14 protein-coding genes and 2 pseudogenes are annotated in these 16744 nt (G+C 60.7%); 6 read left to right on the forward strand and 10 right to left on the reverse strand.

Features of this window, described 5'->3' with window-relative positions; translation table 11 throughout:
* Positions 1-29: 29 nt before the first annotated feature.
* The 9 genes from sctR to EFD56_RS26180 all read right to left on the reverse strand — a co-directional run bounded on the left by sctR (position 30) and on the right by EFD56_RS26180 (position 8660).
* Positions 30-683, reverse strand: a complete 654-nt coding sequence (sctR, locus tag EFD56_RS26140; protein WP_046977182.1) for a type III secretion system export apparatus subunit SctR — start codon at positions 681-683, stop codon at positions 30-32.
* Positions 683-1702, reverse strand: coding sequence for a FliM/FliN family flagellar motor switch protein (locus EFD56_RS26145; protein WP_126906692.1), 1020 nt, complete (start codon positions 1700-1702; stop codon positions 683-685). The genes sctR and EFD56_RS26145 overlap by 1 nt, the downstream gene beginning before the upstream one ends.
* On the reverse strand, positions 1699-3018 hold the full coding sequence (locus EFD56_RS26150) for a FliI/YscN family ATPase (protein ID WP_046977180.1): 1320 nt from the start codon (positions 3016-3018) through the stop codon (positions 1699-1701). The genes EFD56_RS26145 and EFD56_RS26150 overlap by 4 nt, the downstream gene beginning before the upstream one ends.
* Positions 3011-3574 carry a type III secretion system stator protein SctL gene (gene sctL, locus EFD56_RS26155; protein WP_046977179.1) on the reverse strand — a complete coding sequence of 188 codons (564 nt, stop codon included), beginning with the start codon at positions 3572-3574 and terminating at the stop codon, positions 3011-3013. The genes EFD56_RS26150 and sctL overlap by 8 nt, the downstream gene beginning before the upstream one ends.
* Positions 3571-4200: a hypothetical protein gene (locus EFD56_RS26160; RefSeq protein ID WP_046977178.1), complete on the reverse strand. Its 630-nt coding sequence runs from the start codon at positions 4198-4200 to the stop codon at positions 3571-3573. Before EFD56_RS26160 ends, sctL begins: the two co-directional genes overlap by 4 nt.
* Positions 4201-4202: 2 nt before the next feature.
* Entirely contained in the window at positions 4203-5033 is an 831-nt protein-coding gene (gene sctJ, locus EFD56_RS26165; RefSeq protein ID WP_126906693.1) for a type III secretion system inner membrane ring lipoprotein SctJ, read from the reverse strand.
* Positions 5030-5506, reverse strand: coding sequence for a hypothetical protein (locus tag EFD56_RS26170; RefSeq protein WP_126906694.1), 477 nt, complete (start codon positions 5504-5506; stop codon positions 5030-5032). Before EFD56_RS26170 ends, sctJ begins: the two co-directional genes overlap by 4 nt.
* A gap of 50 nt (positions 5507-5556) precedes the next feature.
* On the reverse strand, positions 5557-5814 hold the full coding sequence (locus EFD56_RS26175; protein WP_008534237.1) for a hypothetical protein: 258 nt from the start codon (positions 5812-5814) through the stop codon (positions 5557-5559).
* 305 nt (positions 5815-6119) lie between these two features.
* On the reverse strand, positions 6120-8660 hold the full coding sequence (locus tag EFD56_RS26180) for a hypothetical protein (protein WP_225884182.1): 2541 nt from the start codon (positions 8658-8660) through the stop codon (positions 6120-6122).
* Between the two features lie 25 nt (positions 8661-8685).
* Here EFD56_RS26180 and EFD56_RS33255 point away from each other — a divergent pair, with 25 nt between their 5' ends.
* Positions 8686-8976 carry a hypothetical protein gene (locus tag EFD56_RS33255; protein ID WP_245440641.1) on the forward strand — a complete coding sequence of 97 codons (291 nt, stop codon included), beginning with the start codon at positions 8686-8688 and terminating at the stop codon, positions 8974-8976.
* A gap of 208 nt (positions 8977-9184) precedes the next feature.
* Here EFD56_RS33255 and EFD56_RS26185 read toward each other — a convergent pair whose 3' ends face one another.
* Entirely contained in the window at positions 9185-11794 is a 2610-nt protein-coding gene (locus tag EFD56_RS26185; protein WP_064820005.1) for a hypothetical protein, read from the reverse strand.
* 323 nt (positions 11795-12117) lie between these two features.
* Between EFD56_RS26185 and EFD56_RS26190 the strand changes: the two genes are divergently transcribed.
* From EFD56_RS26190 to EFD56_RS26220, 5 genes and pseudogenes are all read left to right on the forward strand, one after another.
* On the forward strand, positions 12118-12327 hold the full coding sequence (locus tag EFD56_RS26190; RefSeq protein ID WP_004672578.1) for a hypothetical protein: 210 nt from the start codon (positions 12118-12120) through the stop codon (positions 12325-12327).
* Between the two features lie 145 nt (positions 12328-12472).
* Positions 12473-13042 (forward strand): DUF6088 family protein, encoded by a 570-nt coding sequence (locus EFD56_RS26195; RefSeq protein ID WP_225884183.1) that lies wholly within the window; start codon positions 12473-12475, stop codon positions 13040-13042.
* Positions 13035-14049 (forward strand): annotated as a pseudogene (locus EFD56_RS32970) (nucleotidyl transferase AbiEii/AbiGii toxin family protein). The gene EFD56_RS26195 and the pseudogene EFD56_RS32970 overlap by 8 nt, the downstream one beginning before the upstream one ends.
* Positions 14050-14780: 731 nt before the next feature.
* Positions 14781-15440 (forward strand): DUF1007 family protein, encoded by a 660-nt coding sequence (locus EFD56_RS26215; RefSeq protein ID WP_016737409.1) that lies wholly within the window; start codon positions 14781-14783, stop codon positions 15438-15440.
* 101 nt (positions 15441-15541) lie between these two features.
* A pseudogene (locus EFD56_RS26220) lies at positions 15542-16527 on the forward strand (hypothetical protein).
* The last annotated feature ends 217 nt before the right edge of the window (positions 16528-16744 follow it).

A 16744-nucleotide genomic window follows, 5' to 3' on the forward strand; every position in this document is an offset into this window, starting at 1 on the left:
GAACCGGTGCGTTCGTCATGGCAGGCTGCTCACTGCGCATAGGATAGCACCAGACCTTCCAGCAGTCGCCGCCAGCCGTCGATCGAGACGAAGAGCAGCAGCTTCAGCGGCGTTGAAACCACCGTCGGCGACATCATCTGCATGCCGAGCGCCACGAGAATGGCGGAGACGGCGAAGTCGATCATCAGGAAGGGCAGATAGATCAGAAATCCGATTTCGAATGCCCGCGTCAGTTCCGAAACGAGGAAGCTCGGCGTCAGAACGGTGATGTCGTCGGAGGCGATCGGGCTAACCGGTGCGTTTGCCCAGATTTTCTGCGATGCCTGGACGAAAAAGTCGCGGACCTCGGCATCGGAAAATTTCAGCATGAAATCCTTCAGCGGTGCCGCCACCTTGACCATGCCGTCCGCCATACCACTGACCGTGGCGAAATCGCCGCTATGGGCGAGCAGCAATTGCCAGCTGTTCTGCAGCACCGGGTTCATCACGAAGGCCGAGAGCACGATGGCGATCGCAAAGACCAGGAGATTCGGCGGTGTCTGCTGGATGCCGATCGCATTGCGCACGATCAGGAGAACGACCGAAATCTTGGTAAAGGAGGTTGCTATCACGGCAATGACCGGCAGCATCGAGATCGCCGCCATCGCCACGAGGCTCTGGGCAAGAGGAAAGGTCTGTTCCATCAGTCGTGCAGCATTGTCACGCGAACGGCGCTCAATCCATCCACGGAGATAATTTCCCCCCGCCCGATGACACGGCCCTGGGCGATGATATCGACGGCATCCGTCAGCGGCCTGTCGAGATTGAAGACATAACCTTCGCCGATCGTCTCGAGTGTGCGAAGCGGAAGCTCCAGCCGTCCTGCATCGAAGACCAGCTTGATCGGGATGCTGTCGACAGGCGACGGACGCGGCTCGCCCTGCAATTCCTGATCGACGGTTTCATTCGTCATGAAATGCCTCATTGGTCCGGTTGGCGTCGACAGAAGCGGCTCGGTGAGGACCGCGCCTTTGTCCGATCGCATGCAGGTTGCAAGGTAACGTTCACCCGTGATCGCGATCACGGTCTCCGGCGCCGCCCCATCGATGACGATGCCGTCCCCCAATCGCAGGGATTTGATCTCACCGACCGACAGCACGGCATAACCGCGCCGGATGCCGACGGTCGTCGTCAGGGCATCGAGCGTGCGGCGCGGCAGGCGGCTCGCCCAGCCGACCAGCCCGTTCAGAAAAGCCTCGTCGAAGCGGCCGCTCAAGGGCAGGCTCATGCCGTTCCAGCCGATTTCGAAGCCGAAATTGCCGCTGGCATCCGGCTGCGGCTCCACGCCGATCTGCAGCAGCGACAGGCTGATGCCGATCTTGTTCTCGATTGCCTCGAAGGCCTCGACGAACTGATGTTCGACCACCGCCGCCTGTTCATGCGGCGACAGTTTTTCCCAGAGGAGCAGCGGTTCAAGCCTTTCGGCCAGCAACCGCAATGCGCCGGCCGACGCAATCAGCATCTGCTCCCGTTCGCCGATGCGGCAGAGAAGACCGACCGGATCGACGATCCGCGCGGCTGCGATATCGGGGGACAGTGGGCGAACGGAAAGCGTCTGCTCCCGGACCGGAATTTGCCAGGCGGCGCGCATCATCGTGTCGGAACGGGAAAAGAAGCTCTCGGCCATCGATGACCGGGGCCATGCGGTCGCTGCGATATTCATCGGACAAGCTCCTCGATCGCTTCGACGATCACGCCGAACGGCTGCGGCTTGCCCTGGCCGTCAAACAGGAAGCGCTGGATGAGCCCGTGTTTGGCGACGGCCTCATCGACGGCGGCATCGCGCCCCTGGCGATATTCGCCGACGCGAATCAGCAGTTCCACCTCGTCATAGAGGGCCAGCAGGGCGCGCAGCCTGTCGGCGGCCTGGCGATGGCTCTCGCTCACCACCGCGCTCATCGTCCGGCTTCGGCTGGCCAGCACATCGATCGCCGGAAAATTGCCCGCCCTGGCAATCTTGTCGGAGAGCACGATATGGCCGTCCAGCAGCGATCTGGTTTCTTCGGCAATCGGATCGTCCTGCTCTTCGCCTTCGACGAGGACCGTATAGAAAGCTGTCATCGTGCCGTTTGCGCTGTTGCCGGCGCGCTCGAAGATCTGTGGCAAGACGGCGAATACGGAAGGCGGAAAGCCGCGTCGCACCGGCGGTTCGCCGGCAGCAAGCCCCACTTCGCGCAAGGCGCGGGCCATGCGGGTGACGCTATCGATGACGAGCAGCACATGTTTTCCCTGCTCGCGAAAATATTCGGCGATCGCCGTTGCCGTCATCACCGCCTTGAACCGCTCCAGCGCCGGGCGATCGGATGTGGCGACAACCAACGCCACATTCGAGGGGACGCCTTCCGGCATGTTGCCGGCAACGAATTCGCCGACCTCGCGTCCGCGTTCGCCGACCAGGGCGCAGACGATCACATCGGCCTTGTTGTTGGCGACGATCTGGGACACCAGCGTCGACTTGCCGGCGCCAGGCGCGCCGAAAATACCGATGCGCTGGCCCTGGCCGCAGGTCAGCAATCCGTCCAGGGCGGCAATCCCCGAGGTAAACGGCTGGCGGATGGGGCGCCGCGACAGAGGATCGACCGGCTGGCCGTAGAGCGGCTGCAGGAAACGCGCGTCCTCGCCGGCGGGGTTGGCGGAGGGACGCAGGATATTGCCGTGTGCGTCGACGATCGCGCCGAGCAGGAAATTGCCGACGGAGACGGCCGGTTCCCGGCCGGTCGGGACGATTTCCGTGCGCAGGGAGATGCCGCGGGTTTCGCCGTGAAGCGAGAGAAGCGCCGTCTCGCCGTCGATGCCGACGACATCGGCAAGGCCGATGCGACCTCGGCCCGGCTCATGCAGTTCACAAAGCTCGCCGATCCTGACCGAGGGGATGAGCGCCCGCACCAGCAGGCCCGAAACACTCTTTACGCGCCCGCTCTGCCGCCGCACGTCCGTTTGTTCGAGTCTCCGCTCCATCCGAAGCAACGCGTCAACCATGGACGAGGGCCTCGATCACGGTGGCGAGCTGGTCTTTCAAGCCGATCTGGCTGCGTCCCGCCGACGTCTCCAGAATAATCTCGCCGGCAGACATCAGCGGATCCGTCTCGATAGTGATGCGGTGATCGATATCCGCAATTGCCCGGGCGATCATGGCGGCATCGTCGGGGGCGACATGCAGGGCGATCTCCTGGGCCTCAGCGGTCTGGGATATGGCGTGGCGGACCAATCGCCTCGTGCGCTCGTCGGCCTCCATCGATCCGAGGATCAATCCGACCGATTTCAGAACCACCGCCTCGACCCAGCTGTCGAGATTGGCAATTTCCTGTTCGGCTTTTCCGAGCGAGGCGGCAAGCCGTGCGGCGGCATCGCGAACGCCCTGTTCGAACCCGTCGCGATAGCCGTTTTGGGCGGCCTGCTCGCTGGCGGCGGCAAGTGTCGCCTGCGATTGGGCGGCGTCGTGGCGGGCAGCCTCCAGAATTTGCGCCGCCTCTCTGATCTGGCCGAAACTCTCCGCCGGAATGATGCGGTCGTGGCGCGCAAATCCCGAGCTCATCGTCCGGCGCCTTCCTGTATGGAGGCGACCTCGTCGACAGCGGCCGTCGCCAGAACGAGCGCCGGGCTCTTCAAGAGGGAAGCCGAGCCGTTTTCGGCCATGTCGCGCCAGCCCGCCCACCGCCATGCCGCAGAGATCCGGTATTCGTCTGCCAGAAGCGCCAGCATCGACCAGCCATCGGCCTCGACGACATGCCTTGCCTGCTCGCTCAACAGATCAAGCGGCGGCGTTGCCGTGGAAAGATTGATGTGGCCGAGGGCGAATGCGACCGCTTCCTCGCCGTAGACGGCCTTGAGCCTCGCAAGGGTCGGGCGATCGACCGCGGGGCAGAAGGCTGCGAGATGATAGGCGAGGCCCGCCCGGAGCGCGGCCGTTGCGCGTCCGCCCGCGTCCATGGAAATCAGGCGGCGGGCGCCGTCGGCAAATGTGGCGGGGTCGCCATGGGCTTCCGCGATCTCAGTGAAAAGCCGCCGATACAGCCGCGGTGACAGGGTAGACCCATCGGCAAGGAGCGGCGCGGTCCCATCCCATCGGGCGGCCGGCAGCATATCCGCGGAAAGCAGCGCTGCCCTGCGGATCCTCGCGGCATCCGAGATCGCCTCGCCGTCCGAACGCGGCGTGCGCATGCTCAGCGCTCCTTCCGCTGCGGCAACAGCAGCAGCAGGCATGCCCCGATGGCGAGGATGATGGCGCCGATCACGGCCAGATTGGGGCCTTTGAAAGCCGAGAGAGCGCTTTGCACCATCGAGAATGGCGCCGCAGCGGGTGCCGGCGTCACTGGTGCTGCTGGGGCGGGCGCTGCGGCTGTGGCAGGAGCCGCCGGCGCGCCGACCTCCGACCAGGGGCTGACCACCACCGAGACATCTTCGTAAGAGAGATCACGGATGCTGTTGACCAGAACGGATCGGCTTTTCATGTCGATCTCGTTGAGATTGGCGCCGGGGCGATATTGCAGCACGGCCGCCGCCCTCGCCTTCTCCTTGATGAGCCCGCGGCCGTTCTCCTCCGGCAGCACCACATGGACGCGCGCCGTCGCCACGCCGTCAAGCCCGGAAAGCGTTTCGGCAAGCTGCTGCTCGATGGCGTAGCTCATCCGGGCTTTCTGTTCGTAAGGCGTCACAAGGAAGCCGTTGCCGGGAAAGAGTTCGGCGACATTTCCGAACGACTGACGCGGCAGACCGGCGCCCGCCAGCAACTCGATCGCCCGGGCATGATCGACTGATTCAGCGATGATCGCATAGGTCCCGCCCTTTTCGCTCTTCATGGTGACGGAGATGCCGGCGCGTTCCAGCAGGACCTGAGCATCCAGCGCATCGCGCTGATCGAGTCCCGTCAGCACGTCCTGGCTGCAGGCGGCGAGGAACAGGCAGAGGGCGAGCATGGCGGCCTTCGGAAGGACTTTGCGCGCGGGCGAAGAGATCGATGATCTCGCAAGGGCCGATGAGATCATGATATTCACTGGCCCTGCGTCAGCCGTTTGGACGACGACATCACCGACTGGGTGAGTGACGACAGCAGCGTCGTGCCGGTTGCGAATTGCTGTGATTTCTCCAGCCGGTCGATCGATGTCGTGATGTCTTCGATCTTCGGGCCGCTGTGATCCTTGTCCGCGGCAAATCGCACCAGCGGCGTCTCCGGCTGGCCGCTCCCGGCCACGGGCATGAAGAATGCCGACAGCCGTTCGAGAATGCTGGAGGTCCTGGTATTGCCTTCCGGTGAATAGGAGGGCGGGACGGCGTCGGACTCAGGCGCGATCTTGCGGCCCTGGGTGTTGGGAATAGAGGTGAGTTCGGTTGGCCGAAGGCCGGCGAAATCCGCCGGTTGCAGTCCGATCCGCTCCGCCACGATCTCCGAGGTCTTCAGCACATTGCCTGTCGATACGCCGTCGACGGGCGGCGTGAAGGCGCGGCCGGAAAGTTCTTCTCCACTCATTGCAATTCCTCAACTCGGTACACGTCAACTGCAAACGATGAACGGGAACGCTACTCGTCGCTGCCTTCGTCGATCGCCTCCTTGGCGAAATTGAAAAGCGAATTGTTCAGCATCAGGGTGTTGGAAATCATGCCTGGCAGAAACGCGTCCACGGCAGCGGAGAGTATCTCGCTCTCGCTGTTCGGATCGACCTTTTTCGTCGTGCTGCCGGTGGTGTCCTTGGAACCCGTCTTATCGGTCGTCAGCTCCACCGAGACAGGGTTTGCGAGCGCCAGGTTGAGGTCGGAGTTCACTGAATCTACGGCCATATGAGCACTTCCATCAAGGAGTTATCAAAATGAATGCATGATTTGATATGGATAAAAAAACGGCCGGTCAATTGTTTAAACTTAACCGATGGTTAATTTTCGGAACTTGCAATCGGCATTGACAACTTTATCGACCTTTATATTAAAATTGAACGTTTTTTATCCGTAAAGCGCAGCAGATATCCAGATTGCGCATGAAATTCATACTTAAATTTATTGCTATCAAATGTTCACAGGCCAGACTGCCTCTACGCCAACCGGGCCTGTGAGTACCCAGATATTTGGTGTTGCGAAAGCGTCCCGGATCAGCCCACCGCCGTACCGCGGCGCTTCTCGATATCGGCGATGATCGCGTCCCAGTTCTCAGGGGTCAGCTCGCGCTGTTCCGGGTCGCGGGGCGCGGGGGCGACGCCGCCCTTGGCGCCGACGATCGGGCCGGTCTTGGCGTAGATGCCGACCGTGTCGTTGACAGTGCGCTTAAGCATGTCGTTCATCATGTCGGTCTGCTTGTGGAAGGCTTTTTCCTGCTTGATGCTCTGGTAGATGGCAAAGCCCGCCCAGGCCGCCCAGGACACCGCGCAGGCGACTGCGAAGGCGAGCGAGAAGCCGCCGGAGACGAGCGCTACCGTTGCGCCCGTGCGCCCGAGGAAGGTGGAATTCACCAGCATATTGGCAACGCCTGCGATGCCCTCGATCGCGCCGACCGTGTCCGCCGCGGTTCCGATACCCATGAAGATGAGATCGACCGGATCGCCCTTGCCACTGGTGAGCCCCTGCAGGAACTGGTAATATTCCACCGGCAGCCAAGCGACGCCGGCAACGGCGCCAACCGTCGTCCCGGTATTCTTGAAAAAGGCGGAGAGCACGCTGCGCTGCGCCCGCGCCAGCTCGTCGGAAACGCCGACGAGTGAACTGATCCCATCCAGCAGCGAAAAATTCGAGGCTTTGATCGCCGAGCCGAGCGCACTGCCCATGTGCGCGAGAGCGCCAAGGGCGTGCAGAACCACGATGCCGATGCTGTCCCAGGTCGGGCTGGTCATGTTGAGGCCGGCATAGATGGAGCGGGATGCGGTGAGCACCGACATCACGCCGGAAGAGAGCGCCGCCTTGTATTTGACAGGATCGACCCCTGCCGGCGCCGCCGTCGCGGTCTTGTCGATCAGCTTGGCAAGGTCGGCCTTGATCGTTTCGACGCTGCCGCCCGGTCGCATCGTCGCCCAAAGCGCGGTGAAGATCGTCGTGAAATTGGTCTTGTATTGCGCCATGGCATCGGCATTGCCCTTGAACAGGGTTTCCGCCAGCGCGTCGAGGCTCGGGGCGATGATCTTCTTGATCGCCTCTTCGGCGGTCTTGCCGTCGACGATGATTGGATCGATCACATCCGTGCCGGGCATCAGCGTCTTCATCAGGCCTGACATGGAAAGTCCCATGTCCTTGAGGCTCGATGTCAGATATTCGCTGTCGATATAGGGCAGATCGAGACTTTGGATGGTCTTGCTCCAGCCATTGTCCTTGGTGGCGAACATGCGCTCGGCGATCCAGGCGTCGCCCCCGCTGCCGGCGAAGAAGCGCCCGCCGTCTGAGCCGTTGGCGGCAATGCCCTTGCCGGCCAGCCCGGTGCCGATCATGATCGCCGCCATGACGTCGTTGAACGAATAGCTGGCGAGATTGCTGGAGGGCAGCGGCGAGACGCTCTTGTCCCACTCGGCATTGGCCGGCAACTTCGAGACCAGGCTGGCGCCCATGACGAGCCCTTCCAGCGCGGTCTGCACCGCATGGCGGTAGCCCAAGACCTCCTTGCCGCCGGGTGCGCTCAGGCGCGACGTCAGGCGCTCCAGATTGCCGGCGAGATCGCCGATGCCGATTTCTCCGGCGCCTACCTTGTCGAGCAGCGGACCGAGAAGCGCCTTGACGTCGGCCTTGAACTGATCGCGCACCTCGGGGCTGTCTGACCCGTAAAACTGGTTGGCCATCGCCTGGATGGTCGGGTTGAACAGGTGGGTGATATTGTTGGGCACGGTGCTGCCGAATTCGGAAGCGGCAACCTTTTTCAAACCGTCGAGGTCGATCTTGAGATCGGGGAACAGGCTGCCGCCGAGCCCGAGCGACTGGTCGAAATCCATAACCGGCAGGATGGAGCCGAGCCCCTTCAGTTCCCGCTCGGTCTTGTTGCCGGCCAGTCCCATGCGGATCAGGCCATCGAGCGCCGTCGTCGGATCGGAGATCGTCGGCAGCACGTTCTTGTCGAAGAATTCGGCATAGGTCTTGTCGGCAATCGCCGAGCGCTGCTTTACGAAATCGTCGGGAAGCACCATGGAATAGAAGCCGAGGGCGGCATTATATTCCTTGAGAATGGTGGTGACGTCCTTGCCGGATTTGAGACCGTCATTCAGCAGGCCGCCATTGACGATGTCGCGCTCAAAGGCATCCTCGACCTTCGTACGCAGGTCCTTCATCTTCTCGTCACGCGTTATCGTGTCGTTGATGATCTCGGAAGCGTCCTTGTTCGTATCGGGCGGCGCCACGCGATAACCGGAGAAGATCAGCTTGAAGGCCTTCAGCGCCTTCTCCGTCATCAGCGAGTTGACGTCGGGGTCCGAGCCCAGGATGGCGATCGACTTGTCGAGATCCTTCAGGATCTCCTGGTCGTTGTAGATGCCGCGCTGGTTGTCGCCGAGGCTGTCCTTGTATTGGCCGAAGGTCGCCTTGGTCTGAAGCAGATCGAGATACATGATCAGTTTCTGCTCGGCAGTGTAATTGTGAGGGTTTTTGACGACGTCGATGCTCTCGAAGGATTTGTCCTTGTCCTTCAGCCCTTCCATGAAGCCCTGATTGATCTCGCTCATGAAATCGGAATTGAACAGGAGATCGATGACCGGCTGGATCGGCGCGGTAGGGCGGGACGTGCCATTCGACGTGGCGGCCAGCGAAACGAACTTCGGACTGCTCGTCTGCGCCGATATAGAGGAGAAAATCGTCAGGGCTGCCGTCGTGGTCCCGTCAGAGGCAAAAGGCGATGCCTTCTTGACCGTGGTGCTCGTGGTTTTGCCCTGGCTCGTGGAATTTTCGGACTTTGGATCGGAATTGGCGTTTAGCCGGAGAAATGAAACCGTATCGATATCCGAAGATGCTGCTGCGATCGATGACATGCGTTCCCTTTGATTTTCTTTTTCCGCTTTTCGCGGATGACGTCGTTTACCTTACGTTAGGCATAAGATCGACCTTTGCGTGATAATTCAAGCCCGATCGCGACATCGCGGTTGCATAAAATGCAGCGGCCTCGCGCCTGGAGATCAAAAATCACATTTTTACCGAGGGGTCGCAGGGTATTTCCCAGGCTGTGGCGGTCATCGTTGCCGCCCCTCTGCCTCTACCAGATGAATGACGGGTCTGGCCCAAATTCGAGATGCACGGACTCGCCGGTGTAGCGTTCAAGCTTCTCGTTCAGCTGCTTTTCCATTTTGTCGAGCTTCTTCACGCCATTGGCCATATCCCACAGGCCAAGCGCTAGCCCGACGGCCGAGGCAACGAGGCCGGTGACCAGTCCGGCCGCGGCAAGGCCGGTTTTGGCGGCGCTGCTGAAGATGGTCACGACTTCCGGCGCCACCGTTCCGAGTCCGGAAAAGGCACGGGACATGGCATTGGTCAGATAAAGCATCGCCTCGGAGAAACCGATGAGCGCGTTGCCGGTACCGGCAATGCCGCCGATTATTTCGAGCGCGCCCTTGGCGCGGTCGCCGGCCTTCATCGACCGCGACGCCGAATAGAAGCCGAGGCCGGCCATGGCGAGGCCGCCGGCCGCGCCGAGGATCTTGCCTGCCGCTTCCATCGTCTTCGGCGAGAAGTTCATCGAGATCCCCTTGCCCCAGCTGCCAGGCTGATTGCCGAAGGCGCTGAACGGTTTGCCGGCAACGTCGAGGTTCTTGCCGAGACCTTCCATCGTCATGCCGACGATCTGTGTCGCCGAGCCGACCGCAGCGGCGATATCGGCCGGCGTCCACTTGCCGCCGACACCGAGGCCGCGCGCCACCAGCACGCTCGACATCGTCAGCATCTGCACGGCGTGCATCAGACCGGCCTTGTACACTTCGGCATCGATGCCGGCAGGTGTCCGGGTCTGGCGCGGCAGATCGAGCGAATCCTTGAAGGAGGCAAGCGCATCGTCGAGCTTCATACCGCCGCGCATCATCCGCAGAACGCCGTCGACGTCGCGTGCTATGTCCTGTGCCAGGTTCTGTTTCAGCGTCTCGCCGCCATCGGCCGGGCCGTTTTTGCTGATGAAATCCTCGGCGAAGGTGTTTGCCAACTGGCTGATGGCGTCATTCGTTGCGCCGGGCACGAAGGTGTCATCCGGACCCGACAGCAGCGGCTCGAGATCGACACCCTGGCCGTCGCCGATATAATGTTCCTTGATGACGTTCGAGAAGGTGACGTTCGCGGCGTCGAGATGCGCGTCGATATAATCCTGGGGCAGGAGATCGACGAGCGTGTTGAGTTCGGAATAATAATCCTTCAGGGCATCTTCGAAGCTCTTGCCGGCGCTCAGCGCCCGGTCGATCGCCTTGCCGCCGCCGATATCGATCAGATAGGCGTCTTCGATGTTGGTGAGCAGATCGGAATTCGCCGGGCGTTGCAGATATTCCTTCATGCCGCTCGCGAAGATATCCGAGAGATGCTGCTGCGTCGCCGGATCGGCCGTCAGCTTTTCGATCCGCGCATCGAGGTCCTTGCCGACGCGCTCGCCATCGGGCACGCTGTCGCCATACTGGTTCATATAGCCATTGAACTGCTGTTTGATCTCGATGAGATCGTAGAGCAGCGTCGCCTTCTGTTCCGGCGTCAGCTGGTCGAGGTGGTCCATGTTGTCGGGCGCGACGAAATCCCGGCTCACGTCCTTCACGGCGTCGCCGAGAATGCCGTATTTGAGTTCGTCGAGCTTCTTCAGCGTCGGCTCATAGGCGGTCGACGGAGCGTAGCCGCGCAGCAGCTTGCTTTCCAGGATGTCGTTCTCGTCGATCGGGCGCTCCACGACCGGCTCGATGGCATCCGAGCCCGACATGACAAGGTCCATCTTCTTGAGGCTCGATGTCAGATAGTCGCTGTCGATATAGGGCAGATCGAGATTTTGGATGGTCTTGCTCCAGCCATTGTCCTTGGTGCCGAACATACGCTCGGCGATCCAGGCGTCGCCGCCGCTGCCGGCGAAGAAGCGTCCGTCACCTGAGCCGTTGGCGGCGATCTCCTTGCCGGCCAGCCCAGTGCCGACCATGATCATAGCCATGACGTCGTTGAAGGAATAGCTGGCGAGATTGCTGGAAGGCAGCGGCGAGAAATTCTTGTCCCAGTCCGGATTGGCCGGCATCTTCGAGACGAGGCTGGCGCTCATGACGAGCCCTTCCAGCGCGGTCTGCACCGCGTGACGGTAACCCCAGACTTCCTTGCCGCCGGGAGCGATCAGACGCGAGGTCAGGCGCTCCAGATTGCCGGCGAGATCGCCAATGCCGATTTCTCCCGCGCCAACCTTGTCGAGCAGCGGACCGAGAAGCGCCTTGACGTCGGCCTTGAACCTGTCGCGGACCTCGACGCTGTCTCCCCCGTAAAACTGGTTGGCCATCGCCTCGATGGTCGGGTTGAACAGGTGAGTGATATTATTGGGCACGGTGCTGCCGAATTCGGAAGCGGCAACCTTTTTCAAGCCGTCCAGGTCGATCTTGAGATCGTTGCCCGGGTCGGTTTCGGGCGTGCTCACCTTTGCATCGACCAGGATCGCGGTGGCGCCGCTTTTGCTCTGGGTAAATCCGACGAAGCCCCGCGCAGCGGAGATGTCGAGTGCCTGCCCGTTGCCGCTCGGCGCGATCTTGCGTATTTCGCCGGCGTCGATGGTTTTTGTCGATGCAGAACGGCCAGTCACGTCTTTCTGGCCGAGGTCCACGACCAGGGTTTCGACCTCTTTCGATCCGCTGCCAACACGTTCCAACATGATTTCGTCACTCCTGATCGACGGCCGCACCCTGAACGGAGGCCCGGAAAGCCTCGTTAGGTCAGAAGTTTTTCAGTGATATGACAAATGGGTGCTATCGGAGCGGCAAAATTGAACCATTGACCCCCACATAGCGCTTCCAAATTATACCGCAGTACAAATGCTGGTGACACCGCAGTCGCCAAGGTGCGGCGCAATAGAGCACGCTCCCGTAGGGAATGCGCTCACGAGACAGATCGAAGTCGGTCCTCGGGCTCGGTTTTCAGACTGCATTGTCCGGCAAATCGGTATAAGCCGTCCTCTCGAACAAATCAGGGGACAACATGGAAACCGTGGAAATCAGCAGCCGCAGCGACTTCGGCCTTTGGGCAATTGAGCGGGCGCGGGAAATCGTAACGTCCGAGGGAACTGCTTTTGCGATGGCCGCTCGCGATATGGACGACGAGGCGCTTGCAAACGCTGCAGCCGCGCTAGGCAAGGCCATCAGCGATGCGATGGTGGAAGTGTTTGACGGCCTGATAGATGAATCGTGATTGTGAAGAGACAGCGGGTCACTGACCGATAAAAATTGGTCAGCACCGTCCGGGCTCGCCGTCTTCCCCTCTCATTGCAAACTGTCAGAAACTTGCATATATTTCTGACAAGAGAAATGCCATGCAAAAGCTGACATAGCAAATCATGGGACATGCTGAACGACTGCCGGAAGGATCCGCGCTTTCGGCAAAGAGTTTTTTGCATCTCGGAAATCGAGCCGCCCTGGATCAGGCTCTGTCGCGCCTGGCCGAGCGTGGCGAGCTCGTCCGGGCGGGCCGTGGTATCTATATGCGGCCCGTCAAAAGTCGCTTTGGCAGTCGGCCGCCGACGGTCGAACAGGCCGTAGAGGCGGTGGCGCAGCAGCGCGGTGAGGTCATCGTCTCGAATGGCGCCGCCGCGGCAAATGCCCTGGGCCTGACCTCCCAGGTCCCGGTCCGCTCCGTCTACCTGACATCCGGCCGTAGCCGGACGATGACCCTTGGACAGCAGACGGTCGAGCTCAAGCACGTGCCGCGCTGGCAATTGGCCTTGGCCGATCGACCTGCTGGCGTGGCGGTCCGCGCACTTGCATGGCTTGGGCCGGAGAGGGCCGATGAAGCACTGTCGCGGATCAAGCGAAAGCTGCCGCCGGAGGCGTTCGGCGAGCTGGTGGCGGCGGCTCCGCAGTTTCCGACCTGGCTTGCAAGAAGCGTAGGAAGGGCTGCGCATCGCTGATCTATTCCTGAGCTTGTCAAAGATGACCGGCGCGAAGCCTTGGCTGTGGCAGCCGACCACAGCGGACGGCCCATTCATCTCCTCGAAAAGGATGTCTGGGTCGTCTGGACGCTGCAGACGCTCTTTTCGTCCAAGCTCGGTGAGCATCTCGTCTTCAAGGGCGGCACCTCGCTTTCGAAAGCCTACGGTGTCATCAAAAGGTTCTCCGAGGATGTCGACCTGACCTACGATATCCGCGCCCTGGCGCCGGACTGTTGGCGACAATGACGAAGCACTGCCGAAAACCCGCAGCGAGGAGAAACACTGGACCAGCGAGGTGCGAAAGCGGCTTCCGGTCTGGGTGGCGGGCTCGGTGGAGCCGGTTATGGCGCGTTGCGCGTTCAATCTCTTCCGGCGGCAATCCGCCTCGAGGACGATACGCTCTACCTCGACTATGAAGCGGTGAGCAGCGGATCCGGCTATGTCGCCCCGAGCGTCATGCTCGAATTCGGAGCGCGTCGACCGGCGAGCCGGCCAGTATCCGCGATATCGACTGTGACGCGTCGGGCCAGGTTGATGGTGTCGAATTTCCGAAAGCGAGTCCCCGCGTCATGCACGCGGAGCGGACGTTCTGGGAGAAAGCGACCGCCATCCATGTCTTCTGCCTGCAGGAGCGCCTTCGCGGCGATCGTTTTGCCCGCCACTGGCATGATGTCGTCCGGCTGGACGATGCTGGTTTCGCCGACAAAGCATCCGCGGATCGGCAACTCGCCAATGCCGTGGCGAAACACAAATCCATGTTTTTTGCGGAAAAGGCGGCCGACCGCTCGCCCATCGACTACGCCGCAGCCGTCAACGGCAATCTGGTTCTGACGCCATCCGGAGAAGGTCTGCGTGCGCTCGGCGAGGATTACGTGCGCATGGTCGACGACGGCCTGCTGCTCGGCGATTCCGAGCCGTTCGAGCACCTGATCGAGCGATGCACGCAAATTCAGGCGCATGCCAACAAAAGCGACGCGTCAAAATAAGCAATTGCCGGCCCACAGCCGCACCTGCCCATTACTGTGAGTGCCCTGTCACCGACGCGGTTTGGCTTCGCGCCAATTATTAGGCGTTTGCTCGTGGCAGGCACCCTTGATGTGATGAGAGTGACCCGGTTATTCCGGCTCCGGCCTCGGCGAGGATGTGGCCAAATACCGCACGGGCGCGGGTTCGTTTGAGGAAAGTTGCGCCACGTAAAACGAAGATCCGGTGTGTTTGCAGTGAAGGCATTCTAATTCCCAATTTCAATCTCGCCGGAAGCCCGAGCAAGCTCAAAATCGCTGACGCGAGAATCGACACGGATGTTCCACTTGCCGCAACGGCACGTTCTCGCGCCAAGTGCCATCCTCCCACTGGCGCGCCGCACGCTTGATTGGCTCTATTCCCGCAGGGGGGGTCGACAAGACGACGGTCACTTCTTGGCGTCCAGCGGATCGATGTCGCCTTTCATCAGGAAGGCCGCAATCTCGACAGGGCCAGCGCGCCCGGGCGTGACGATGATTTTTGCCATCGCCTTGTCTGAATGAAGATGCGTCGAAGCCGGCTGTGCTGCCGCAGCGATAGGCGCGCGGTGGCGGCGTGAATCGCCAAGTTGCCGCAACGGCCAGCACGAGGAACTCGACCAACGTCTCGGCGGCGAAATAGCGGAAGGTGCATTCCGGTAAACCACGGCGATCGAAACTTAAATCCGTCGCAATCTTCTCGACACTCACGTAGCATGAGCCTCGCGAACAAACGCCGCCACGCCACTATGGCAATTTCACTTCTCCTCCTCGGGATGCCGACTAACACGTTCGCCCATCCCCATATCTTCGTTGATGCGAAATTCGAGGCGGTCGCGGCGCCCGATGGAAGCCTCCAGGAGCTGCGCGACACATGGCAGTTCGATGAGGTGTTTTCGTCGTCAGTGCTGCTCGACTACGACAAGAACCGCAACAATGCCCTCGACCCTGCGGAAGTTGCTGCCGTCGCCAAAACAGTCCGGGAGTCGCTTGCGCAGTACAACTATTATATGAACATCACGATCAATGGGAAAACACTCGCGCTTGCGAAGCCGGACATCCTGCATGGGACCTATGAGAACGGCTCCCTCACCCTGTCTTTCGCACAGAAGCCAATGGCCAAGACGCCGCTCAAAGGATTGATTGTTTTCGGCGTTTATGATCCGACACTCTATACTGCTCTCGATTTTGCCAGCGATGCCGATCTGAAAATCTCGGGCGAAGGCTTTAGCGGTTGCACTCACAAAGTCGTCAGGCCTGGCTCGAAAGAAATCCTTTCCGAAAATCAGGCGATGCTGACGACGATGTTCTTCAACGATCCAGTGGGCACAGACTACTCGCAGATTGTTGCGACCCGATTGGAAGTGCGCTGTTAAGGAGTGTCGAGGCATAATTGCGAACTATCGAACCTCGTTGTCGCCTCTGTCATGATGATCGATGTCATTCAGGTCTTTGTTTACATCACGGAGAGCACCAGATGCGTTCCAGGCTCAACCTTTTGCTAGCAACGGGGTTGGTCATCCTGGCACCAATGCTGTCCGGATCAACTCCCGCACGTGCCGCGGGCAAGAGTTCGCCTTTCCCGGCTTGGATAGCAGACTACGTCGGCGACGGGAAAGGCCAGATCACGCGCGTGGTTCTGGAGCGGGCGCGGAGGTTATATCTGGAGAAGGTCGCGGAGGGAACGGTCAAGAACGCCTGTTACTTCGCAATGGATGCGACACGACCCAACGATCTGACAGTTGGCTGGTTCTACGTGATCTGCGAGGCGAAGCAGTCGTTTCGGGTGATCTCGGCAGGGCATGGTGGCGGCCTCAACCTCCCTGGCGTGGTCAACTTCTCCAACGGCCGGGATGCGCTAAGAATTTTGGCAACGCGCTGGACTCAAACTTGACCGCCGGCGCGTATCTGACAAGCGAGATCAAGACCTCGTTCAAAGGCTATTATCTGGCGCCTTCTAACAGAGAGGCGGTTTTGACCCGCTCGTTTGTTCAATTCGATGGGATCGGCGATACCGCCAACGCCAGACAACGCGCCATCGGCGGGCATGCTGCGGCGCTCGTCTCTGGGATCTGCATGCAGAAAAAGCCGGAGAGCCCATATGCCGATCGGAAAGGCTATGTCCCTGTCGAGAAGTTGGTCACCTATGCGGGCGGGCGAAGCGACGGATGCACCAGCTGGTCGCCGGAAGAGACCCCGGAAGTCTTGTCGATGGTCAAGGATAATCCGACGACGCTCTATATCTACCCGGAGGCGCGCGACATCGCCGCGGTCGGCCGGGCAACGACATCGGGCAAGTCGCCAGTAAGCGCTGGATCATACTGGAACGCTACCTGCCTTGGCGAGATCGGCTCTCCGCAGTTCTGGCCGAAAGAGCGGCTGGAGCCGATCATCGCAAGATATAAGCAGGATCATCCAGCACCACCGCCGCGTCCAATTCCCCTCTGCCAAGCATCCAATTGAAAAGCGGGTGGCATCTGAGAAAACGATCGTCGTTTTGAATGTCACCTTTAGCTTTGACGACCAAAGTCCTCTGCGTATAACATTGCTGCAGCAGCCTCCTCGTCGCCGCCAATGCTTGGAGCACACTGAGATGGAACTCGCTCGTTCTATCCTGAATGCCGCGACACTCGCAACCTCGGGAACCACAGGCACAAACACGCACGAATTTTGCTTTTCC

The sequence above is a fragment of the Rhizobium phaseoli genome, assembly GCF_003985125.1.
Classification (GTDB): Bacteria; Pseudomonadota; Alphaproteobacteria; order Rhizobiales; family Rhizobiaceae; genus Rhizobium; species Rhizobium phaseoli.